Raw genomic sequence first — 19,326 nt, 5'->3', positions numbered from 1 at the left:
GCGGCGGGGGGGGGCGGGGGCCCCGCCGCCCCCCCCCCCCCCCCCCCCCCCCCCCCCCCCCCCCCCCGTTCCGGCGCCCCGGGCGGGGACGCCGGCTCAGTGCTTTCCGGCTCAGGGCTTTCCGAGCAGTGCTTTCCGGCTCAGGGCTTTTCGAGCAGGGCTTCCCGGCTCAGGGCTTCCGGGTCGTCGGGAAGGGGCCGAGGTGCAGGCAGGTCAGGACCCCGAGGTCCGGCTCGGGCAGCCCGACCGTGGCCGGGTCCGCGGGCTGCCGGCAGGTGCCGCCCGGCGCGTAGGCGGAGCAGTGGCCGCGGTAGTCGGCGGTGACCTGGGCCTCCCAGGCGAGGCCGCCGGTGCCGCCGTCCTGCTTCGGCATGTACTTGTCGGCGGTGGCCGAGCCGGCCATGCCGAACAGCAGGCCCAGGGCGCAGAGCGTGCCGACGGCCACCGCGCGCGGGCCGGGGCGCCGGGAGAGCCGCACCACACCGAGGACGGCCCCGGCGTCGGTGCCGCGGCGGGCCACCAGGAAGCAGGCGAGGCCGGTGAGCAGCAGCAGGCAGTGGAGCAACTGCGCGCTGGTCCGCGGGTAGAGCATGACCGCCTGGTCGCTCTCCATGTGCGAGGCGTACCAGTAGCGCATCAGCAGGGCGCTCGCGGCGCAGGCGGCGGGGACGAGCACCGAGGCCCGGTCGCTGCCGAGGGCCAGGGCGACCGCGAGCCCCACCAGCAGGACGATCGTGAACAGGCCCACGCCCCCGAGCTCGCCGGGCAGCGGCCAGGCGCTCAGCGCGTCCGCCCCGGGCAGGTCGTCGCGCCACATCGCGAAGTAGGTGGGCTCGGTGTAGGTGTCGAAGTAGCAGTAGCGGTCGACCGTGGCACCGGCCGAGGAGAGCAGCTGGAACAGGCTGATCCCGGCCAGGGCGAGGAAGCCGGCGGTGGCGGCGCCGAGCGTGTACCCGGCGGTGACCAGGGCGGCGGTGCCGGCGGCCCGCCGGAGCCGGACCAGCAGCACGGCGGTGAGGACCACGGCTCCAGCTGCGGACCAGACGAACCAGCCCGAGTAGAGGATGAACATCAGGCCGAGCATCAGGCCGAGGAGGCCGCCGGTGACGGCGGCCTTCCGGCGCGTCAGCCGGGGCGCGCGCTGGACGGTCTGGAGCAGCTTGGCCAGCACCGGTACGAACGCCACGAGCACGATGTTGGTGTAGGGCTTGTACGGCTGCATCATCGGCAGCGCCGCGGTGACGCCGATGCCCAGGGCCCAGAGCGGGGGCAGCAGCAGCCGCCAGGACAGGTAGGCGGCGGGCCCGAGCAGGGCGACGAACAACAGGCCGACCAGCTTGAGGGCGTACCCGGGCTGTCCGTCGGTGAGGTACTCGGCGGTCCAGGCGACCAGGTGCGGGTAGACCGGGGGATAGCCGCCGTCGAGCGGCTTGCCCTCCATCAGGGCGGCGGCCCAGGCCTGGAGGTTCCCGGCGTCGCCGCTCTGGCCGTTCAGCGGCCAGGTGGTGTCGCGCAGCGCGAGCGACACACCGGCGGCCGTGACGCCGGAGGCGAGGCCGGAGACCGCGGCGGCGGCGAAGCGGACCGTGGCGAGCGGCCGGCGGCGCATCAGGAACGCGCAGGCCACCAGCACGCAGCCGAGCAGCAGCAGCAGCCGGAGCTGAAGCGCCGCCAGCCCGCTGACCTGGCCTATTCGCATCATCGGGTTCAGTTCGACGGTCGACGCGGCGGCGGTCATGAGCAGCGCCGCGGCCACGGCCGTCAGGCCTTCCGCGACCAGGGAGAGGGCCGGCCGGCCCTGGGGCCCCGGGATGTCGCGGCGGCCTCGGCTTGCCGGGGGCTGTCTGGTCAGGTCGGGGGCGGCTGTCGGTGCGCTCGTCACTGTCCGAGAGTTCCTTCAGGGGTAGTGATCAGGGTGCGGGGCCGACGGCGGACGGCCGCGTGGGCCGGCCGGTGTGCCGGGGGCGCGGGCCGTGGGGCCGCGCCCCGATTCTGCCAGGCGCACGGAACCGTTCGAACGCCACCTGTGTAGACCCCCGCGGAGGGGAAAGGGTTGCGCCTCACAGATGAACACTCGTCCGTGCCGGGCGTTCGACTGCCCCAAGGGGTCGACCCGGCGGCGGGGCGGAACGCCGCCGGGCGGCGAGGGCGTCACCCCATTGGACACATTGGCCTGGCCCAGGGCCGCGTGGCAGACTTCCCGGTGCGATCCGGAGGGTCCGGGAGGACCGACGCGCCACCCGCCCCGCTCGGACCGGACGCCCCGGGAGCGGCGCGCCGGCGGGAGCCGCACGGATCCGTGGTCGACGGCCCGTCCACCGCACGGGAGCCACGAGGCGCTCCTCCGAGTTCCGGCGGTCCCGCGCGGCCGCCCGACGGAATGGACTGAGATGACGAACCTGGCCCCCGAAGCGGTCGACAGCGCCGCGAGCACCGATCGGGACGGCGCACCGCCGCCGGAGACGGGCGCGAGAGCGGGCCGTGCCGCCCTGCTGGAGCGGCGCTCGGTCGGGATCGCCGCCGAGGCCGTCGTCAGCGTCGCCGCCGCGCTCCTCCTCACCCTGCTGTGCACGCGCATCTCCGTGAACCCGCTGAACCGGATCGGCCAGGTCAGCGGACTGTCGAAGATCCAGCTGTACGCGGCGCTCCTCGGCCTGCCCCTGCTCGCGGTGCTGCTCTACACCGCCTACCGGGGCGCTGCCCTCCGGCACCGGCTGGTCCAGCGGCTGGTCTGCGGGGCGGTCGCGGGCCTGGCGACCGGCGTGGTCGCCGGGGGAGTGGTGGTCGCGCTGCGCGGCACCCCGTGGCCGCTCGGCGGCCAGGAGGGCGACCCCAGCCAGCTGATCCACATGGCCACGTCGATCCTCGACGACAAGGGGCTGCCGGGCGTCTACCCGCCGCTGTTCCCCGGGCTGATCGCGCTCTGGGCGGACCTCAACTACGGCGGGATCGGCGGCGAGGGCTTCGCCCTGCACGATCTGCAGATCTTCTTCACCGCCGTGGCCGGGCCGATGAGCTACCTGGCCTGGCGGCTCATGCTGCGGCCGTTCTGGGCGCTGGCCGTCGCGGTGCCCTCGGTGCTGGTGTTCCTGGACCCGATCCGGCCCTACAGCCACGTCACGATGATCATCCTGCTGCCGCTGCTGGCGGCCTGCCTGCGCGAGCTGCGCCGGGCCGGCGAGCTGTCCACCCGCTCGCTGCTGCTGCGCGGCGCGGGCTTCGGCGTGGTCTTCGGTGTGCTCTTCCTCTACTACTCGGGCTGGTACCTCTGGTCGGCGCCGGGCATCTTCGTGCTGACCCTGTTCCTGTTCCCCTGGCGCGGCGGCGGCCGCGCCGTCCGGCGGACGCTGCTGTTCCTGGGCACCACGGTGGGCCTCGCGGGCGCCATCGGCTCGCCGCTGCTCTACCAGATCGCCAAGGAAGGGGCGACGACCCCGGACCGGTACGCCTACATCGTCAACTACGTCGACCCGGCCTACGTACTCGGCTGGCTGTCGGACCGCTCCGGCCAGGAGACGTACCACACCTGGCCGCAGGCGGGCGAGATGGCCGGCCAGACCGGCTTCGCGCTGCTGCTGGTCGCCGCGGTCGGCATCGGCATCGGGGTCGGGCTGCGCAGCCTGGTGGTCCGGGCGGCGGCGGCGGTGCTCGTCGGCGCCTGGCTGATGCGCTTCTACTACGCCTCGCACATGGCGCACGACCAGATGGTCCAGCTCTACCCGCGGACCACCTGGATCATCATGTACTGCCTGATCGTCCTGGCGGTGACGGGCCTGATGGCCGCCACCGACCGGGGTCGGGGCTGGGCCGAGCGCTCGTTCCGCTCGGTCGGCCGCACCGAGGCGGCGGGCCCGGTCGTCCCGCTCCGCGGCACCAGGCAGCTCGCCGCCGGACTGGTCTGCGCGCTGGCGCTGTTCGCCACCATGGGCGCGTCCTGGTCGGTGGACCGGTACATGCCGCAGGACGAGAAGACCAACACGATGGGCATCGACGCCTGGCGGGCGCACAACATCAAGAAGAAGGACGGCAGCTGCCCGAAGTTCGCCCCGGTGAAGACCGAGACGCCGCAGCGGCCCTGCGCCGACCCGATCGTCAAGGACTGGGAGGCGGAGCCGGACAAGAAGACGCTCCACTGCGCCGGGGTGTCGACCGAGGACTGGCCCGTGGTCTGCGGCAGGATCGCCCCTTGGGTGACCCAGAAGTAGTCCGCCCCTGAGGGTGCGCCCCCGACCGGGGCCGGTGAGGCCTGCCTCACCGGCCCCGATTGGATTTCCGGCTTCCACCTGTGGCAGTATGTCCAAGTTGCTCGGTTGAGTGCCGATGCTGCGCGCCTCCCGCCGGGAGGACCGGAAGCGAGTCCCATCTACTCGTCGTTCCCGTGATGGCCGTCAAGCGTGTGTATTACGCCACGGCAGCTGCGGGGCGAAAGTACGGGAATCTTCCGGGAAGCGTGTGCGGGGTATCAGCCCGGCTCCCCCCTTCCCCGAAAGTTTGAAACCGACGATTCATTCGCCGGTTTTTTGCAAGCGCGAGTGCGACACGCCCGAGCGCGGGGGTCGGAAGAGATCCGTGCAGTGACTGGACAGAAGGACTACAAGGTAGCCATGGCGGGACAGAAGATCCGCATCCGGCTCAAGGCCTACGACCACGAGGTCATCGACTCTTCGGCGAAGAAGATCGTCGAGACGGTGATCCGTACTGGTGCGCAGGTCGCAGGCCCGGTGCCGCTGCCCACTGAGAAGAACGTGTACTGCGTCATCCGCTCGCCGCACAAGTACAAGGACTCGCGCGAGCACTTCGAGATGCGCACTCACAAGCGTCTGATCGACATCCTCGACCCCACGCCGAAGACGGTTGACTCGCTGATGCGTCTCGACCTGCCGGCCGGCGTCGACATCGAGATCAAGCTCTGAGAGGCGCACCGAAGATGGCTAAGCAGATTAAGGGCATCCTGGGCGAGAAGCTCGGCATGACCCAGGTCTGGGACGAGAACAACCGGGTCGTTCCGGTGACCGTCGTCAAGGCTGGGCCCAATGTCGTGACCCAGGTCCACACCGCCGACAGCCCGGCCGGCTACGACGCCGTCCAGATCGGCTTCGGCGAGATCGACCCCCGCAAGGTGAACAAGCCCCTCGCGGGTCACTTCGCCAAGGCCGGTGTCACCCCGCGCCGCCACCTGGTCGAGCTCCGTACCACGGACGCGTCCGAGTACACCCTGGGCCAGGAGATCACCGCCGAGCTGTTCGAGGCGGGTGTCAAGGTCGACGTGACCGGCACCTCCAAGGGCAAGGGCTTCGCCGGTGTCATGAAGCGCCACAACTTCCGGGGCCTCGGCGCCGGTCACGGTGTGCAGCGCAAGCACCGTTCGCCCGGTTCCATCGGTGGCTGCGCCACCCCGGGCCGCGTGTTCAAGGGCATGAAGATGGCCGGCCGGATGGGTCACGAGCGTGTGACCACCCAGAACCTGACCGTGCACGCGGTTGACGCGGAGAAGGGTCTGCTCCTCATCAAGGGCGCGATCCCGGGCCCGAACGGCGGCCTCGTCCTCGTCCGCACCGCGGCGAAGGGGCTGTGAAGGAAATGAGCACCATTGACATCCTGTCGCCCTCGGGCGACAAGACCGGCAGCCTCGAGCTGCCGGCCGAGATCTTCGACGCGAAGGTCAGCGTTCCGCTGATGCACCAGGTCGTCGTGGCGCAGCTCGCTGCGGCCCGTCAGGGCACCCACAAGACCAAGACTCGTGGCGAGGTCCGTGGTGGCGGCAGGAAGCCGTACCGCCAGAAGGGCACCGGCCGCGCCCGTCAGGGCTCGACCCGTGCGCCGCAGTTCGCCGGCGGTGGCGTCGTGCACGGTCCCGTGCCGCGCGACTACTCGCAGCGGACCCCGAAGAAGATGATCGCCGCCGCTCTGCGCGGTGCGCTCACCGACCGGGCCCGCCACAACCGCATCCACGTCGTCACCGACGTGATCGCGGCCGAGGCGCCGTCGACCAAGGCCGCCAAGGGCCTGTTCGGCAAGATCACCGAGCGCAAGAACATCCTCCTCGTCGTCGAGCGTGCCGACGAGCTGGGTCTGAAGAGCGCCCGGAACCTGCCGCACGTGCACATCCTGGACGCCGGTCAGCTGAACACCTACGACGTGCTCGTCTCCGACGATGTGGTCTTCACCCAGGCCGCCTTCGAGCGTTTCGTGGCGGGTCCCGCCGCGTCCGCCAAGGCCGTTGCTGCTGAGGGCGAGCTCGAAGGGAGCGCCGCCTGATGGCTGCAGAGATCACGAGCAAGACGTTCACGGACCCCCGTGATGTCCTGGTGAAGCCGGTCATCTCCGAGAAGAGCTACTCGCTTCTCGACGAGAACAAGTACACGTTCGTCGTGTCGCCCGGTGCCAACAAGACCCAGATCAAGCAGGCCGTCGAGGCGGTCTTCTCGGTCAAGGTCGAGTCCGTCAACACGCTCAACCGTCAGGGCAAGCGCAAGCGCTCCAAGACGGGATTTGGCAAGCGCAAGGACACCAAGCGCGCCATCGTGACGCTGGCTGAGGGCAACCGCATCGACATCTTCGGTGGTCCGACCTCCTGACGGAGGCCGTGATCGTCGATCAAGACGAGGACGAAAATGGGTATCCGCAAGTACAAGCCGACTACGCCGGGCCGTCGTGGCTCCAGCGTGGCCGACTTCGTCGAAATCACGCGGTCCACGCCGGAGAAGTCGCTGGTTCGCCCCCTGCACAGCAAGGGCGGCCGTAACAACGCCGGTCGGATCACCGTTCGCCACCAGGGTGGCGGACACAAGCGCGCCTACCGTGTGATCGACTTCCGTCGTCACGACAAGGACGGCGTGCCGGCCAAGGTCGCGCACATCGAGTACGACCCGAACCGCACCGCGCGCATCGCGCTCCTGCACTACGCGGACGGCGAGAAGCGCTACATCATCGCGCCGCGCGGCATCGCGCAGGGTGACCGGATCGAGAACGGCGCTGGCGCCGACATCAAGCCGGGCAACAACCTGCCGCTGCGCAACATCCCGGTCGGTACCACCATCCACGCGGTGGAGCTGCGTCCCGGTGGCGGTGCCAAGCTGGCCCGCTCCGCCGGCTCCGGCATTCAGCTGCTGGCGCGTGAGGGCAAGATGGCGCACCTGCGCATGCCCTCCGGCGAGATCCGCCTGGTGGACGCGCGCTGCCGCGCGACCGTCGGCGAGGTCGGCAACGCCGAGCAGTCGAACATCAACTGGGGCAAGGCCGGCCGTATGCGCTGGAAGGGCGTTCGCCCGACCGTGCGTGGTGTGGCCATGAACCCGATCGACCACCCGCACGGTGGTGGTGAGGGTAAGACCTCCGGTGGTCGCCACCCGGTCTCGCCGTGGGGCCAGAAGGAGGGTCGTACCCGTCGCCCGAAGAAGGCGTCGGACGCTCTCATCGTGCGCCGCCGCAAGACCAACAAGAAGCGCTAGGAGCAGGTCAGATGCCGCGCAGTCTCAAGAAGGGCCCCTTCATCGACGGCCACCTTCTCAAGAAGGTGGACGCGCAGAACGAGGCGGGTACCCAGAACGTCATCAAGACCTGGTCCCGTCGCTCCGTGATCTTCCCGGCCATGCTCGGCCACACGATCGCGGTTCACGATGGTCGCAAGCACGTCCCGGTGTTCGTCACCGAGTCGATGGTCGGCCACAAGCTGGGCGAGTTCGCTCCGACCCGCACGTTCCGCGGCCACGTCAAGGACGACCGCAAGTCGAAGCGTCGCTAGTCGCCTGAGCTTCACCGCCAGACCGACTCAATGACTTACTCCATTAAGGGGACAACCATGGAAGCCAGGGCCCAGGCGCGGTACATCCGCGTCACGCCCATGAAGGCCCGCCGCGTGGTGGACCTCATCCGTGGCCTGCCGGCCACGGAGGCCCAGGCCGTCCTGCGTTTCGCTCCGCAGGCCGCCACCGTGCCGGTCGGCAAGGTGCTCGACAGCGCCATCGCCAACGCCGCGCACAACTACAACCACTCCAACGTGGACGACCTCGTCATCAGCGAGGCGTACGTTGACGAGGGTCCGACCCTGAAGCGGTTCCGCCCGCGTGCCCAGGGCCGCGCCTACCGGATCCGCAAGCGGACCAGCCACATCACCGTGGTCGTCAGCAGCAAGGAAGGGACCCGGTAATGGGCCAGAAGGTTAACCCGCACGGGTTCCGCCTCGGCATCAGCACGGACTTCAAGTCCCGCTGGTACGCCGACAAGCTGTACAAGGACTACGTCAAGGAAGACGTTGCCATTCGTCGCATGATGACGAAGGGCATGGAGCGCGCCGGCATCTCCAAGGTCGAGATCGAGCGCACCCGCGACCGCGTCCGCGTCGACATCCACACCGCCCGCCCCGGCATCGTGATCGGTCGCCGTGGCACCGAGGCCGACCGCATCCGCGGCGACCTCGAGAAGCTGACCGGCAAGCAGGTCCAGCTGAACATCCTCGAGGTCAAGAACCCCGAGCTGGACGCCCAGCTCGTGGCTCAGGGCGTCGCGGAGCAGCTGTCCTCGCGCGTCTCCTTCCGTCGTGCCATGCGCAAGTCGATGCAGGGCACCATGAAGTCCGGCGCCAAGGGCATCAAGGTCCAGTGCTCCGGTCGTCTCGGCGGCGCCGAGATGAGCCGTTCGGAGTTCTACCGCGAGGGTCGTGTGCCGCTGCACACCCTTCGTGCGAACGTCGACTACGGCTTCTTCGAGGCCAAGACCACCTTCGGCCGCATCGGCGTGAAGGTCTGGATCTACAAGGGCGACGTCAAGAACATCGCCGAGGTCCGCGCTGAGAACGCCGCTGCCCGCTCGGGCAACCGCCCGGCCCGTCCCGAGGGTGGTCGTCCCGCCCGCGGTGGCGAGCGCCGTGGTGGCGAGCGCGGTGGCCGTGGCCGTCGCCCCGCCGGTTCCGAGGCCCCCGCGGCCCCGGCCGCCGAGGCTCCGGCTGCCGAGAACACCGGAACGGAGGCCTGACCGTCATGCTGATCCCCCGTCGGGTCAAGCACCGTAAGCAGCACCACCCCAAGCGCCGCGGCGCTGCCAAGGGTGGCACCGAGCTCGCGTTCGGCGAGTACGGCATCCAGGCCGTCACCCCGGCCTACGTGACGAACCGGCAGATCGAGTCCGCTCGTATCGCCGTCACCCGTCACATCAAGCGTGGCGGCAAGGTCTGGATCAACATCTACCCGGACCGTCCGCTCACCAAGAAGCCGGCCGAGACCCGCATGGGTTCCGGTAAGGGTTCGCCCGAGTGGTGGATCGCGAACGTGCACCCGGGTCGGGTCATGTTCGAGCTGTCGTACCCCAACGAGAAGGTGGCTCGTGAGGCGCTGACCCGCGCAGCTCACAAGCTCCCGATGAAGTGCCGGATCATCCGGCGCGAGGCAGGTGAGAGCTGATGTCGGCCGGCACCAAGGCTGCTGACCTCCGCGAGCTGGACAACGAGGGTCTCGTTGCCAAGCTCCGTGAGGCCAAGGAGGAGCTGTTCAACCTCCGCTTCCAGGCGGCGACCGGGCAGCTCGACAACCACGGACGGCTCAAGCTCGTCCGTAAGGACATCGCGCGGATCTACACCCTGATGCGCGAGCGCGAGCTGGGCATCGAGACGGTGGAGAGCGCCTGATGACTGAGAACACCAACGAGACGCGCGGTTTCCGCAAGACCCGTGAGGGTCTCGTCGTCAGCGACAAGATGGACAAGACCGTCGTCGTCGCCGTCGAGGACCGCGTCAAGCACGCTCTGTACGGCAAGGTCATCCGCCGTACGAACAAGCTGAAGGCGCACGACGAGGCGAACGCCTGCGGCATCGGCGACCGGGTCCTCCTCGCGGAGACCCGCCCGCTGTCCGCGACGAAGCGCTGGCGCGTCGTCGAGATCCTCGAGAAGGCCAAGTAACGAAGTTGATGCGGTACGGCCGTATGTGCACCGGGTCCCTCGCGGGCGCCGGTGTGAGCAGCGGCCGGCCCGTCAGCTCTCGTTGACGATCAGGAGAAAGCTGTGATCCAGCAGGAGTCGCGACTGCGAGTCGCCGACAACACGGGCGCGAAGGAAATCCTTTGCATCCGCGTTCTCGGTGGTTCCGGTCGCCGCTACGCCGGTATCGGGGACGTCATCGTCGCGACCGTCAAGGACGCGATCCCCGGCGGTTCGGTCAAGAAGGGTGACGTCGTCAAGTGCGTCGTCGTCCGCACCGTGAAGTCGCGCCGTCGTCCCGACGGTTCGTACATCCGGTTCGACGAGAACGCCGCTGTCGTCCTCAAGAACACCGATGGCGACCCCCGCGGTACCCGCATCTTCGGCCCGGTGGGCCGCGAGCTGCGTGACAAGAAGTTCATGAAGATCATCTCGCTTGCGCCGGAGGTGCTCTAACTCATGGCGAACAGCATGAAGATCAAGAAGGGTGACCTGGTTCAGGTCATCACCGGCAAGGACCGCGGCAAGCAGGGCAAGGTCATCCAGGCCATGCCCGCCGAGAACAAGGTTCTGGTCGAGGGTGTCAACCGGGTCAAGAAGCACACCAAGCCGGGCCCGGGCACTCAGGGTGGCATCGTCACCGTCGAGGCCCCGGTGCACGTCTCCAACGTCCAGCTGGTCGTGGAGAAGGACGGCAAGAAGGTCGTCACCCGCGTTGGCTACCGCTTCGATGACGAGGGCAACAAGATCCGCGTTGCCAAGCGAACCGGTGAGGACATCTGATGTCTGAGACGACTGTTGAGAAGGTGACCCCCCGTCTCAAGGAGCGTTACAACTCCGAGATCAAGGGTCAGCTGCAGGAGCAGTTCTCGTACGAGAACGTCATGCTGACGCCCGGCCTGGTCAAGGTCGTCGTCAACATGGGTGTCGGCGAGGCCGCTCGTGACAGCAAGCTGATCGAGGGCGCGATCCGCGACCTCACCGCGATCACCGGCCAGAAGCCGGCTGTGACCAAGGCTCGCAAGTCCATCGCGCAGTTCAAGCTGCGTGAGGGCCAGCCGATCGGCACCCACGTCACCCTCCGTGGTGACCGCATGTGGGAGTTCCTGGACCGTCTGGTTTCGCTGGCGCTGCCGCGAATCCGCGACTTCCGGGGTCTCTCTCCGAAGCAGTTCGACGGCCGTGGAAACTACACGTTCGGTCTGACCGAGCAGGTTATGTTCCACGAGATCGACCAGGACAAGGTCGACCGTCAGCGCGGTATGGACATCACCGTCGTGACCACCGCTCAGACCGACGACGAGGGCCGGGCGCTCCTGCGTGCTCTGGGCTTCCCGTTCAAGGAGGCGTGAGCCAATGGCGAAGAAGTCCCTCATCGCAAAGGCCGAGCGGAAGCCGAAGTTCGGCGTCCGGGCCTACACCCGGTGCCAGCGCTGCGGCCGTCCGCACTCGGTGTACCGCAAGTTCGGCCTCTGCCGTGTCTGCCTCCGTGAGATGGCGCACCGCGGCGAGCTGCCGGGCGTGACCAAGAGCTCCTGGTAGTCCTCCCCCAAGAGGGCAGCCAGGTGCCCTAGGCACCAAGCGAAGCAGAGGTGCCCGATCCCACACCGGTCCGTTTTGGGCCTGCCGTACGGATTCCCGTAAGGTAGTGGGGTCGGGCCCCCTGCCACGGCTTCCCCATGGATGTCCGTGGCCCTCTTGCGAGAGGGCTCGCACCCAGTCTTACGACGTCGCAGGTCCCCTGCGCTTGTGCCCCTGACGAACTCGGAAGAGTCCGGCAGGGGGACCTGGCGCGGAGAAACCGCGGCGAGAGAGGCCTGAGGCCATCATGACCATGACCGACCCCATCGCAGACATGCTCACGCGTCTGCGTAACGCGAACTCGGCGTACCACGACTCCGTGGCGATGCCGGCCAGCAAGATCAAGGCGCACGTCGCCGAGATCCTGCAGCAGGAGGGGTACATCTCCTCCTACAAGGTTGAGGAGCCCATTGAGGGCGAGGTCGGCAAGAAGCTGACCATCGAGCTCAAGTTCGGCCCCAACCGTGAGCGCTCCATTGCCGGCATCAAGCGCATCAGCAAGCCGGGTCTGCGCGTTTACGCAAAGTCCACCAACCTGCCGAAGGTTCTCGGCGGCCTGGGCGTGGCGATCATCTCCACGTCCTCCGGCCTCCTGACCGACAAGCAGGCCGCCAAGAAGGGCGTAGGCGGAGAAGTTCTCGCCTACGTCTGGTAATTCGGGAAACGGAGGTACAGCAATGTCGCGCATTGGACGGCTGCCCATCCAGGTCCCCGCTGGCGTGGACGTCACCATCGAGGGCCAGACGGTCTCGGTGAAGGGTCCGAAGGGCTCCCTCACCCACGTCGTCGCCGCGCCGATCGAGATCGGCAAGGGCGAGGACGGCATTCTGGCTGTCACCCGCCCCAACGACGAGCGTCAGTCGAAGGCCCTGCACGGCCTGACCCGCACGCTGGTGGCGAACATGATCACCGGTGTGACCGCGGGCTACCGCAAGTCGCTGGAGATCAGCGGTGTCGGCTACCGAGTTCTGGCGAAGGGCTCCAACATGGAGTTCCAGCTGGGCTACAGCCACCCGATCCTCGTCGAGGCCCCCGAGGGCATCTCCTTCGTCGTCGAGTCGGCCACCAAGTTCCACGTGGACGGCATCGACAAGCAGAAGGTCGGCGAAGTCGCCGCGAAGATCCGCAAGCTGCGCAAGCCCGACCCGTACAAGGCCAAGGGCGTCAAGTACGCGGGCGAGGTTATCCGCCGCAAGGTCGGAAAGAGTGGTAAGTAAGCGATGAGTGTCTCTGTCAAGATCGGCAAGGGCAACGCCTACAAGAGCGCCGCTCGCAAGCGCCGCGCGATCCGGGTTCGCAAGCGTGTCGTCGGCAACGAGGTGCGTCCGCGCCTCGTCGTGACGCGCTCGAACCGTCACATGGTCGCCCAGGTCATCGACGACGCCAAGGGCCACACCCTGGCGTCGGCGTCCACCCTCGACGTGTCCATCAAGGGCGCCGAGGGCGACAAGACCGAGCTGGCCAAGAAGGTCGGAAGCCTGGTCGCCGAGCGCGCCAAGGCTGCCGGCATCGAGTCGGTCGTCTTCGACCGCGCGGGCAACCGGTACGCCGGCCGCATCGCCGCCCTGGCGGACGCGGCCCGCGAGGCCGGGCTCGACTTCTAAGCCGCTCGTCGACTCTGTCGGCGGACGTAATCGAGAGAGGTAATTCCAATGGCTGGACCCCAGCGCCGCGGTAGCGGCGCCGGCGGCGGCACCGGTGGCGAGCGGCGCGACCGTAAGCGTGACGACCGGGGCAATGCCCCCGCCGTCGAGAAGACCGCTTACGTCGAGCGCGTCGTCGCGATCAACCGTGTCGCCAAGGTTGTCAAGGGTGGTCGTCGTTTCTCCTTCACCGCGCTGGTCGTGGTGGGCGATGGCGATGGCACCGTGGGTGTCGGTTACGGGAAGGCGAAGGAGGTTCCGGCCGCCATCGCCAAGGGTGTTGAGGAGGCCAAGAAGAACTTCTTCAAGGTCCCCCGTATCCAGGGCACCATCCCCCACCCGATCCAGGGTGAGAAGGCCGCCGGCGTTGTGCTCCTGAAGCCCGCCGCCCCCGGTACCGGTGTTATCGCCGGTGGTCCGGTGCGCGCCGTCCTGGAGTGCGCCGGCATCCACGACATCCTGTCGAAGTCGCTCGGCTCGGACAACGCGATCAACATCGTGCACGCCACCGTGGCCGCTCTGAAGGGCCTCGTGCGCCCCGAGGAGATCGCGGCCCGTCGTGGTCTGCCGCTGGAGGACGTGGCCCCCGCCGCTCTGCTGCGGGCGCGTGCTGCTGGGGTGAGCGCCTGATGGCTCGCCTCAAGATCACGCAGACCAAGTCGTACATCGGCAGCAAGCAGAATCACCGTGACACCCTGCGTTCGCTCGGTCTGAAGCGCATGCACGACGTCGTGGTGAAGGAGGACCGTCCCGAGATCCGCGGGATGGCCCAGACCGTTCGTCACCTCGTGACGGTTGAGGAGGTGGACTGATCATGGGCGAGAACCCGATCAAGATCCACAACCTGCGTCCCGCCCCGGGTGCCAAGACCGACAAGATCCGCGTGGGTCGTGGCGAGGCGTCCAAGGGTAAGACCGCTGGTCGTGGTACCAAGGGCACCAAGGCCCGCTACCAGGTTCCGCAGCGCTTCGAGGGTGGCCAGATGCCCCTCCACATGCGCCTGCCGAAGCTGAAGGGCTTCAAGAACCCGTTCAAGATCACGTTCCAGGTCGTCAACCTCGACAAGCTGGCCGAGCTCTACCCGCAGGGTGGCGCGGTCACGGTCGAGGACCTGGTCGCCAAGGGCGCGGTTCGCAAGAACTCCCTCGTCAAGGTGCTCGGCACCGGCGAGATCTCGGTTGCCCTGCAGGTGACGGTCGACGCCGTCTCCGGCACCGCCACCGAGAAGATCGTCGCCGCCGGCGGCACCGTCACCGAGCTCGTCTGAGCCCGCTGACTTCGTGAGCCCCGCGTCTCCCGTTCCGGGAGGCGCGGGGCTCACGCCTTTTCCGGACTTTCCCCCGCCCCGGCGCGCTCCGGATCGCGGTGAACGGGCTCTCGTTCTTTTGTGTGGCAAACCCGGGCATCCCGTACCCCATGAGTGGGGGAGAGGGCGTACGCGCTTCTTTCGAGTGGCCGCGCACTGTTAGAGTCCGTGGAGTTCCCTTGTAGGCTGCGCGCAGGCTCGCCTGTGCCGTCTGTACGGGGCCCGAACCGCAAACTCCCCATTCCAGGACCGACCCTCCCGCCGACGACGTGCGGGAGGCGCAGGAGGCACCGTGCTCAGTGCGTTCGCGCGGGCGTTCCAGACGCCCGACCTGCGCAAGAAGCTGCTGTTCACGCTGGGCATCATGGTGCTGTTCCGGCTGGGCTCGCACGTTCCCGTACCCGGGGTCGACTTCGAGGCGGTTCACGCCTGCATCAAGGAGACCAAGAACAACGGGCTCTTCGGCCTGGTGAACCTGTTCTCCGGTGGCGCTCTGCTCCAGTTGACGATCTTCGCCCTCGGCATCATGCCGTACATCACGGCGAGCATCATCCTCCAGCTCCTCACGGTCGTGATCCCACGACTCGAGGCGCTGAAGAAGGAGGGGCAGGCCGGTCAGGCGAAGATCACCCAGTACACCCGCTATCTGACCATCGCGCTGGCGGTTCTCCAGGGCACCGGAATCGTGGCGACCGCGTCCAGCGGCGCCCTCTTCTCCGGATGCGTCTACGCCAACCAGATCGTCCCGGACACCGGGGTGTTCCGGATCGCCGTGATGGTCCTGACCATGACCGCCGGCACCACGGTGATCATGTGGCTCGGTGAGCTCATCACCGACCGGGGTATCGGCAACGGCATGTCGCTGCTGATCTTCACCTCGATCGCCGCGCAGTTCCCCACCTCGATGTGGGCGATCAAGCAGTCCGGCACCATCGGCGGCGGCTGGGTCGAGTTCCTCTCGGTCATCGCGATCGGCGTCATCGTTGTGATGCTCGTCATCTTCGTCGAGCAGGCCCAGCGCCGGATCCCGGTCCAGTACGCGAAGCGGATGATCGGCCGTCGGGCCTTCGGCGGGACATCGACGTACATCCCGCTCAAGGTGAACCAGGCCGGTGTCATCCCGGTCATCTTCGCCTCGTCGCTGCTGTACATCCCCGCCCTGGTGGTCCAGCTGACCAGCAGTCAGTCGAGCTGGGCGGTCTGGGTCACCAAGCACTTCGTCCGCGGTGACCACCCGGTCTACATGGCCACGTACTTCCTGCTGATCGTCTTCTTCGCCTTCTTCTACGTCGCGATCTCCTTCAACCCCGAAGAAGTTGCCGACAACATGAAGAAGTATGGTGGGTTCATCCCGGGCATCCGGGCCGGCCGCCCGACGGCCGAGTACCTGAACTACGTGCTCACCCGCATCACGTGGCCGGGTTCGCTCTACCTGGGCCTGATCGCGTTGATCCCGATGATCGCCCTGGTCGCCTTCGGACAGCAGACCAACTTCCCGTTCGGCGGCACCAGCGTGCTCATCGTCGTCGGCGTCGGACTCGAAACTGTTAAGCAGATCGAGAGCCAGCTCCAGCAGCGCAATTACGAAGGGTTCCTCCGCTGATGCGTATCGTCCTCGTCGGACCCCCCGGGGCCGGGAAGGGTACTCAGGCGCACCTCCTCGCCAAGACCCTGTCCATTCCCCACATCTCGACCGGCGACCTGTTCCGCGCCAACATCGGCCAGGGCACCCCGCTGGGTGTCGAGGCCAAGAGCTACATGGACGCGGGCCGCCTGGTGCCCGACGAGGTCACCATCGGGATGGCCAAGGACCGCATGCTCCAGGAGGACGCCGCCAACGGCTTCCTGCTGGACGGTTTCCCGCGCAACCTGGGCCAGGCGAAGGCGCTGGACGAGTTCCTCGCCGAGCAGGGCATCGCGCTGGACGGCGTGCTGGACCTGGAGGTCCCCGAGGACGAGGTCGTCCGCCGTATCGCCGGCCGCCGGCTGTGCCGCAACGACGGCGGCCACGTGTTCCACGCGGTCTACAACCCGCCGACGACCGAGGGCGTCTGCGACGAGTGCGGCGGCGAGCTGTACCAGCGCTCGGACGACACCGAGGAAGCGGTGCGGACCCGGCTGGAGGTCTACCACACGGAGACCGAGCCGATCATCGACTACTACCGCCAGCAGGGTCTGATCGCCACGATCCCCGCGCTCGGCAAGGTGGACGAGGTCACCGCGCGCGCGATCGAGGCGCTGAAGCAGGACAGCTGAGTTTTCAGCGACGCCGTACGGTGGAACGAGTGCACGGCCGCCGGCAAGGACCGCGCGGGAACCCAAGGAAGGCGTTGACCAGATGGTGGAGATCAAGACCTCCGAGCAGATCGCGAAGATGCGAGCGGCCGGACTGGTCGTCGCCGAGGCGCTCAAGGCGTGCCGCGAGGCGGTGGTCCCGGGAATCACCACCCAGGAGCTCAACGACATCGCGGACAAGGTCATCACCGGCCACGGTGCGACCTCGAACTTCCGGGCGGACCACGGCGGTCTGTGGTTCCCGGGCGTCATCTGCGCCTCGGTGAACAACGAGGTCGTACACGGCATCCCCGGCGAGCGGGTGCTCCAGGAGGGCGACCTCATCTCGATCGACTGCGGCGCGATCCTGGACGGCTGGCACGGCGACGCGGCGATCTCGGTCGCGGTCGGCGAGGTGAGCCCCGAGGTGGAGATGCTGAGCCGGGTCACCGAGGGTTCGATGTGGGCGGGCATCGCCCAGATGCGCAAGGGCAACCGCCTGGTCGACGTCTCCAAGGCGATCGAGGGCTTCATCCGCCGCCAGCCGCTGCCGCCCAAGGGCAAGTGGGGCATCACCGAGGGCTACGGCGGCCACGGCATCGGCACCGCGATGCACATGGAGCCGCACGTGCTGAACTACGTCGAGCGCGGCCGGGGCAAGGGGATGAAGCTGGTCCCCGGCACCGTGCTGGCGATCGAGCCGATGGTCTCGCTGGGTACCCCGCACACCTCGGTGCTGGAGGACGACTGGACCGTGGTCACCAACGACGGCACCTGGGCCTCGCACTGGGAGCACTCGGTGGCGGTCACCGAGGAGGGCCCGCTGGTGCTCACCGCCTTCGACGGCGGCAGGGAGATGCTGGCCAGGCTGGGTGTCACGGCCGCGCCGGACCCGCTCGGCCGGTAGTCCGCAGCCGGCCGACGGCCGGCCCGGAGAAGGAGCGGAGCCCTGGAGGTTTGGACCTCCAGGGCTTTTGTCCTATTTTTATGCGCTGGCAGTGGCAGTGGCAGTAGCAGTGGCTTCGAGCGAGGAGAGTGCAGTGTTCAAGGGATTCCGCGACTTCATGATGCGCGGCAACGTCGTCGACATGGCGGTCGGTGTGGTCATCGGTGCCGCGTTCACCGGGGTGGTGACCGGCTTCGTGTCCGCCTTCCTCACCCCGCTGGTGGGCGTGGGAGTCGGTGCCGCCGGCGACTTCGGCCTGTACAAGGCCACCATCGCCGGGGTGACCTTCCCGTACGGGCAGTTCCTCAACGTGCTGATCGCGTTCTTCATGACCGCCGCGGTGCTCTACTTCTGCGTGGTCCTGCCGGTGACCAAGGCGACCGCCCGGTACCTGCCGAAGAAGCCGAAGACCCCGAAGCGTCCGTGCCCGGAGTGCCTGACCGAGATCCCCGAGGCCGCCCGCCGCTGCTCCGCCTGCACCGCCCACGTCGAGCCGCTGGTCGTCGCGGTCGTTCCGGCCGCCAAGACCGGCCGCTGACCGGGGGACCCCCGTTTTGGTGCATCCCTCGTGCTGGCGTAGGATGGACCGTCGGCTCACTCGTAGCGTGCTCCAGCACGCCCTCTTCCCCCTCGTTGGGGTCGGGGTGGACCCAGGTTCGCACGAGCGTGCCGCATACGGTAGCCGGTCCCGGAAGGTGGATCTCGCAGTTCATGGCTAAGAAGCAAGGCGCCATTGAGATCGAGGGCACCGTGATCGAGTCTCTTCCGAACGCGATGTTCAGGGTCGAGCTGCAGAACGGTCACAAGGTCCTCGCGCACATCAGTGGCAAGATGCGCATGCACTACATCCGCATCCTGCCGGACGACCGGGTCGTGGTGGAGCTCAGCCCCTACGACCTGACGCGTGGCCGGATCGTCTACCGCTACAAGTAAGCAACGTCAGATCTAGACCCGGAGAACCTGAACCATGAAGGTCAAGCCGAGCGTCAAGAAGATCTGCGACAAGTGCAAGGTGATCCGCCGTCACGGCCGGGTCATGGTGATCTGCGACAACCTGCGCCACAAGCAGCGCCAGGGCTGATCTCTTTCCAGCATTTCTCGTAGTACTTCGCGCGACGCGAAAAACGTCATAAGCGGGCCATCCGATCCGTCCCAGACGGACTGCCGCCCCCGGTCAGAGGCCGGGGCTCCCTCACCGTGAGGTGTCGGAGTAGATGGCTCGCCAGACCTCTGAAAAAACACAGGAGCCTTGAATGGCACGCCTCGCCGGCGTTGATCTCCCCCGTGAGAAGCGGATCGAGATCGCCCTTACGTACGTGTACGGCATCGGCCGTACCCGCGCCCAGCAGACCCTCGCCGAGACCGGTGTCAACCCCGATGTCCGCGTTCGCGACATCGCCGAGGACGACCTGGTGAAGCTGGGCCAGTACATCGACGCCAACTTCACGGTCGAGGGTGACCTCCGCCGCGAGGTGGCCGCCGACATCCGCCGCAAGGTCGAGATCGGCTGCTACGAGGGCCTGCGTCACCGCCGCGGCCTGCCGGTCCGCGGTCAGCGCACCCACACCAACGCGCGTACCCGCAAGGGCCCGCGTCGCGCGATCGCCGGTAAGAAGAAGCCGGGCAAGAAGTAGTCCGTCCCGTAACCGGACATCCCTCCGGCC

30 protein-coding genes are annotated in these 19,326 nt (G+C 68.0%); 29 read left to right on the top strand and 1 reads right to left on the bottom strand.

Annotated elements, in window-relative coordinates:
- Positions 1–169: 169 nt before the first annotated feature.
- Positions 170–1,882, bottom strand: coding sequence for a hypothetical protein (locus SM793_RS25665; RefSeq protein ID WP_320440640.1), 1,713 nt, complete (start codon positions 1,880–1,882; stop codon positions 170–172).
- A gap of 508 nt (positions 1,883–2,390) precedes the next feature.
- On the opposite strand from SM793_RS25665, the gene SM793_RS25660 reads away from it, so the two are divergent.
- The 29 genes from SM793_RS25660 to rpsM all read left to right on the top strand — a co-directional run bounded on the left by SM793_RS25660 (position 2,391) and on the right by rpsM (position 19,296).
- On the top strand, positions 2,391–4,205 hold the full coding sequence (locus SM793_RS25660; RefSeq protein ID WP_320440639.1) for a hypothetical protein: 1,815 nt from the start codon (positions 2,391–2,393) through the stop codon (positions 4,203–4,205).
- A 399-nt stretch (positions 4,206–4,604) separates the two neighbouring features.
- Positions 4,605–4,913: a 30S ribosomal protein S10 gene (rpsJ, locus tag SM793_RS25655; RefSeq protein WP_012785157.1), complete on the top strand. Its 309-nt coding sequence runs from the start codon at positions 4,605–4,607 to the stop codon at positions 4,911–4,913.
- Between the two features lie 14 nt (positions 4,914–4,927).
- The gene (rplC, locus tag SM793_RS25650) at positions 4,928–5,575 is read left to right on the top strand and encodes a 50S ribosomal protein L3 (RefSeq protein ID WP_320440638.1); all 648 of its coding nucleotides are present in this window, start codon (positions 4,928–4,930) and stop codon (positions 5,573–5,575) included.
- A gap of 5 nt (positions 5,576–5,580) precedes the next feature.
- Positions 5,581–6,258, top strand: coding sequence for a 50S ribosomal protein L4 (gene rplD / locus SM793_RS25645; protein ID WP_266269906.1), 678 nt, complete (start codon positions 5,581–5,583; stop codon positions 6,256–6,258).
- Positions 6,258–6,578, top strand: coding sequence for a 50S ribosomal protein L23 (rplW, locus tag SM793_RS25640; RefSeq protein ID WP_030393296.1), 321 nt, complete (start codon positions 6,258–6,260; stop codon positions 6,576–6,578). The genes rplD and rplW overlap by 1 nt, the downstream gene beginning before the upstream one ends.
- Before the next feature lie 36 nt (positions 6,579–6,614).
- Positions 6,615–7,451, top strand: a complete 837-nt coding sequence (gene rplB / locus SM793_RS25635) for a 50S ribosomal protein L2 (RefSeq protein WP_320440637.1) — start codon at positions 6,615–6,617, stop codon at positions 7,449–7,451.
- Between the two features lie 11 nt (positions 7,452–7,462).
- A complete protein-coding gene (gene rpsS, locus SM793_RS25630) occupies positions 7,463–7,744 on the top strand; it encodes a 30S ribosomal protein S19 (protein WP_030055821.1) in 282 nt (93 codons plus the stop codon).
- 57 nt (positions 7,745–7,801) lie between these two features.
- On the top strand, positions 7,802–8,149 hold the full coding sequence (rplV, locus tag SM793_RS25625) for a 50S ribosomal protein L22 (protein WP_030055822.1): 348 nt from the start codon (positions 7,802–7,804) through the stop codon (positions 8,147–8,149).
- Positions 8,149–8,973, top strand: coding sequence for a 30S ribosomal protein S3 (gene rpsC, locus SM793_RS25620; RefSeq protein ID WP_320440636.1), 825 nt, complete (start codon positions 8,149–8,151; stop codon positions 8,971–8,973). The genes rplV and rpsC overlap by 1 nt, the downstream gene beginning before the upstream one ends.
- Before the next feature lie 5 nt (positions 8,974–8,978).
- Positions 8,979–9,398: a 50S ribosomal protein L16 gene (gene rplP / locus SM793_RS25615; protein WP_030055824.1), complete on the top strand. Its 420-nt coding sequence runs from the start codon at positions 8,979–8,981 to the stop codon at positions 9,396–9,398.
- Complete coding sequence (gene rpmC / locus SM793_RS25610; protein WP_049649042.1) at positions 9,398–9,622, top strand: 50S ribosomal protein L29; 225 nt, start codon at positions 9,398–9,400, stop codon at positions 9,620–9,622. The genes rplP and rpmC overlap by 1 nt, the downstream gene beginning before the upstream one ends.
- Positions 9,622–9,894 carry a 30S ribosomal protein S17 gene (rpsQ, locus tag SM793_RS25605; protein WP_030055826.1) on the top strand — a complete coding sequence of 91 codons (273 nt, stop codon included), beginning with the start codon at positions 9,622–9,624 and terminating at the stop codon, positions 9,892–9,894. Before rpmC ends, rpsQ begins: the two co-directional genes overlap by 1 nt.
- Before the next feature lie 102 nt (positions 9,895–9,996).
- Positions 9,997–10,368: a 50S ribosomal protein L14 gene (rplN, locus tag SM793_RS25600; RefSeq protein WP_030393301.1), complete on the top strand. Its 372-nt coding sequence runs from the start codon at positions 9,997–9,999 to the stop codon at positions 10,366–10,368.
- A 15-nt stretch (positions 10,369–10,383) separates the two neighbouring features.
- Complete coding sequence (gene rplX, locus SM793_RS25595; protein ID WP_030055828.1) at positions 10,384–10,695, top strand: 50S ribosomal protein L24; 312 nt, start codon at positions 10,384–10,386, stop codon at positions 10,693–10,695.
- Positions 10,695–11,264 carry a 50S ribosomal protein L5 gene (rplE, locus tag SM793_RS25590; RefSeq protein WP_030393302.1) on the top strand — a complete coding sequence of 190 codons (570 nt, stop codon included), beginning with the start codon at positions 10,695–10,697 and terminating at the stop codon, positions 11,262–11,264. Before rplX ends, rplE begins: the two co-directional genes overlap by 1 nt.
- Before the next feature lie 4 nt (positions 11,265–11,268).
- Entirely contained in the window at positions 11,269–11,454 is a 186-nt protein-coding gene (locus SM793_RS25585; RefSeq protein ID WP_030393303.1) for a type Z 30S ribosomal protein S14, read from the top strand.
- Positions 11,455–11,740: 286 nt separating this feature from the next.
- A complete protein-coding gene (gene rpsH, locus SM793_RS25580) occupies positions 11,741–12,148 on the top strand; it encodes a 30S ribosomal protein S8 (protein ID WP_320440635.1) in 408 nt (135 codons plus the stop codon).
- A 22-nt stretch (positions 12,149–12,170) separates the two neighbouring features.
- Entirely contained in the window at positions 12,171–12,710 is a 540-nt protein-coding gene (gene rplF, locus SM793_RS25575) for a 50S ribosomal protein L6 (RefSeq protein ID WP_320440634.1), read from the top strand.
- Between the two features lie 3 nt (positions 12,711–12,713).
- Entirely contained in the window at positions 12,714–13,097 is a 384-nt protein-coding gene (gene rplR / locus SM793_RS25570) for a 50S ribosomal protein L18 (RefSeq protein WP_030393305.1), read from the top strand.
- 48 nt (positions 13,098–13,145) lie between these two features.
- Positions 13,146–13,766, top strand: a complete 621-nt coding sequence (gene rpsE, locus SM793_RS25565; protein WP_030393306.1) for a 30S ribosomal protein S5 — start codon at positions 13,146–13,148, stop codon at positions 13,764–13,766.
- Entirely contained in the window at positions 13,766–13,948 is a 183-nt protein-coding gene (rpmD, locus tag SM793_RS25560; protein ID WP_030251557.1) for a 50S ribosomal protein L30, read from the top strand. Before rpsE ends, rpmD begins: the two co-directional genes overlap by 1 nt.
- A 2-nt stretch (positions 13,949–13,950) precedes the next feature.
- Complete coding sequence (rplO, locus tag SM793_RS25555) at positions 13,951–14,403, top strand: 50S ribosomal protein L15 (protein ID WP_266269904.1); 453 nt, start codon at positions 13,951–13,953, stop codon at positions 14,401–14,403.
- Positions 14,404–14,734: 331 nt separating this feature from the next.
- Positions 14,735–16,045 (top strand): preprotein translocase subunit SecY, encoded by a 1,311-nt coding sequence (secY, locus tag SM793_RS25550; RefSeq protein ID WP_320440633.1) that lies wholly within the window; start codon positions 14,735–14,737, stop codon positions 16,043–16,045.
- A complete protein-coding gene (locus tag SM793_RS25545) occupies positions 16,045–16,698 on the top strand; it encodes an adenylate kinase (protein ID WP_320440632.1) in 654 nt (217 codons plus the stop codon). The genes secY and SM793_RS25545 overlap by 1 nt, the downstream gene beginning before the upstream one ends.
- A gap of 82 nt (positions 16,699–16,780) precedes the next feature.
- A complete protein-coding gene (gene map / locus SM793_RS25540) occupies positions 16,781–17,623 on the top strand; it encodes a type I methionyl aminopeptidase (protein ID WP_320440631.1) in 843 nt (280 codons plus the stop codon).
- A gap of 133 nt (positions 17,624–17,756) precedes the next feature.
- Positions 17,757–18,200, top strand: coding sequence for a large conductance mechanosensitive channel protein MscL (gene mscL / locus SM793_RS25535; protein ID WP_320440630.1), 444 nt, complete (start codon positions 17,757–17,759; stop codon positions 18,198–18,200).
- 173 nt (positions 18,201–18,373) lie between these two features.
- Positions 18,374–18,595: a translation initiation factor IF-1 gene (gene infA / locus SM793_RS25530; protein ID WP_014047798.1), complete on the top strand. Its 222-nt coding sequence runs from the start codon at positions 18,374–18,376 to the stop codon at positions 18,593–18,595.
- Between the two features lie 34 nt (positions 18,596–18,629).
- Positions 18,630–18,743 carry a 50S ribosomal protein L36 gene (rpmJ, locus tag SM793_RS25525; protein WP_003956441.1) on the top strand — a complete coding sequence of 38 codons (114 nt, stop codon included), beginning with the start codon at positions 18,630–18,632 and terminating at the stop codon, positions 18,741–18,743.
- Between the two features lie 172 nt (positions 18,744–18,915).
- On the top strand, positions 18,916–19,296 hold the full coding sequence (rpsM, locus tag SM793_RS25520) for a 30S ribosomal protein S13 (RefSeq protein WP_320440629.1): 381 nt from the start codon (positions 18,916–18,918) through the stop codon (positions 19,294–19,296).
- Positions 19,297–19,326 lie beyond the last annotated feature (30 nt).

It is taken from the genome of Kitasatospora purpeofusca (genome assembly GCF_034043715.1).
Lineage (GTDB): Bacteria > Actinomycetota > Actinomycetes > Streptomycetales > Streptomycetaceae > Kitasatospora > Kitasatospora purpeofusca_A.
The sequence above is the reverse complement of the archived record's forward strand: the minus strand, read 5'-3'. Positions and strand labels throughout refer to the sequence as shown.

Coding starts and splice junctions, on each gene's coding strand:
- SM793_RS25660 (WP_320440639.1), top strand. CDS start 2,391: ATGACGAACCTGGCCCCCGAAGCGGTCGACAGCGCCGCGAGCACCGAT.
- rpsJ (WP_012785157.1), top strand. CDS start 4,605: ATGGCGGGACAGAAGATCCGCATCCGGCTCAAGGCCTACGACCACGAG.
- rplC (WP_320440638.1), top strand. CDS start 4,928: ATGGCTAAGCAGATTAAGGGCATCCTGGGCGAGAAGCTCGGCATGACC.
- rplD (WP_266269906.1), top strand. CDS start 5,581: ATGAGCACCATTGACATCCTGTCGCCCTCGGGCGACAAGACCGGCAGC.
- rplW (WP_030393296.1), top strand. CDS start 6,258: ATGGCTGCAGAGATCACGAGCAAGACGTTCACGGACCCCCGTGATGTC.
- rplB (WP_320440637.1), top strand. CDS start 6,615: ATGGGTATCCGCAAGTACAAGCCGACTACGCCGGGCCGTCGTGGCTCC.
- rpsS (WP_030055821.1), top strand. CDS start 7,463: ATGCCGCGCAGTCTCAAGAAGGGCCCCTTCATCGACGGCCACCTTCTC.
- rplV (WP_030055822.1), top strand. CDS start 7,802: ATGGAAGCCAGGGCCCAGGCGCGGTACATCCGCGTCACGCCCATGAAG.
- rpsC (WP_320440636.1), top strand. CDS start 8,149: ATGGGCCAGAAGGTTAACCCGCACGGGTTCCGCCTCGGCATCAGCACG.
- rplP (WP_030055824.1), top strand. CDS start 8,979: ATGCTGATCCCCCGTCGGGTCAAGCACCGTAAGCAGCACCACCCCAAG.
- rpmC (WP_049649042.1), top strand. CDS start 9,398: ATGTCGGCCGGCACCAAGGCTGCTGACCTCCGCGAGCTGGACAACGAG.
- rpsQ (WP_030055826.1), top strand. CDS start 9,622: ATGACTGAGAACACCAACGAGACGCGCGGTTTCCGCAAGACCCGTGAG.
- rplX (WP_030055828.1), top strand. CDS start 10,384: ATGAAGATCAAGAAGGGTGACCTGGTTCAGGTCATCACCGGCAAGGAC.
- rplE (WP_030393302.1), top strand. CDS start 10,695: ATGTCTGAGACGACTGTTGAGAAGGTGACCCCCCGTCTCAAGGAGCGT.
- SM793_RS25585 (WP_030393303.1), top strand. CDS start 11,269: ATGGCGAAGAAGTCCCTCATCGCAAAGGCCGAGCGGAAGCCGAAGTTC.
- rpsH (WP_320440635.1), top strand. CDS start 11,741: ATGACCATGACCGACCCCATCGCAGACATGCTCACGCGTCTGCGTAAC.
- rplF (WP_320440634.1), top strand. CDS start 12,171: ATGTCGCGCATTGGACGGCTGCCCATCCAGGTCCCCGCTGGCGTGGAC.
- rplR (WP_030393305.1), top strand. CDS start 12,714: ATGAGTGTCTCTGTCAAGATCGGCAAGGGCAACGCCTACAAGAGCGCC.
- rpsE (WP_030393306.1), top strand. CDS start 13,146: ATGGCTGGACCCCAGCGCCGCGGTAGCGGCGCCGGCGGCGGCACCGGT.
- rpmD (WP_030251557.1), top strand. CDS start 13,766: ATGGCTCGCCTCAAGATCACGCAGACCAAGTCGTACATCGGCAGCAAG.
- rplO (WP_266269904.1), top strand. CDS start 13,951: ATGGGCGAGAACCCGATCAAGATCCACAACCTGCGTCCCGCCCCGGGT.
- SM793_RS25545 (WP_320440632.1), top strand. CDS start 16,045: ATGCGTATCGTCCTCGTCGGACCCCCCGGGGCCGGGAAGGGTACTCAG.
- map (WP_320440631.1), top strand. CDS start 16,781: ATGGTGGAGATCAAGACCTCCGAGCAGATCGCGAAGATGCGAGCGGCC.
- infA (WP_014047798.1), top strand. CDS start 18,374: ATGGCTAAGAAGCAAGGCGCCATTGAGATCGAGGGCACCGTGATCGAG.
- rpmJ (WP_003956441.1), top strand. CDS start 18,630: ATGAAGGTCAAGCCGAGCGTCAAGAAGATCTGCGACAAGTGCAAGGTG.
- rpsM (WP_320440629.1), top strand. CDS start 18,916: ATGGCACGCCTCGCCGGCGTTGATCTCCCCCGTGAGAAGCGGATCGAG.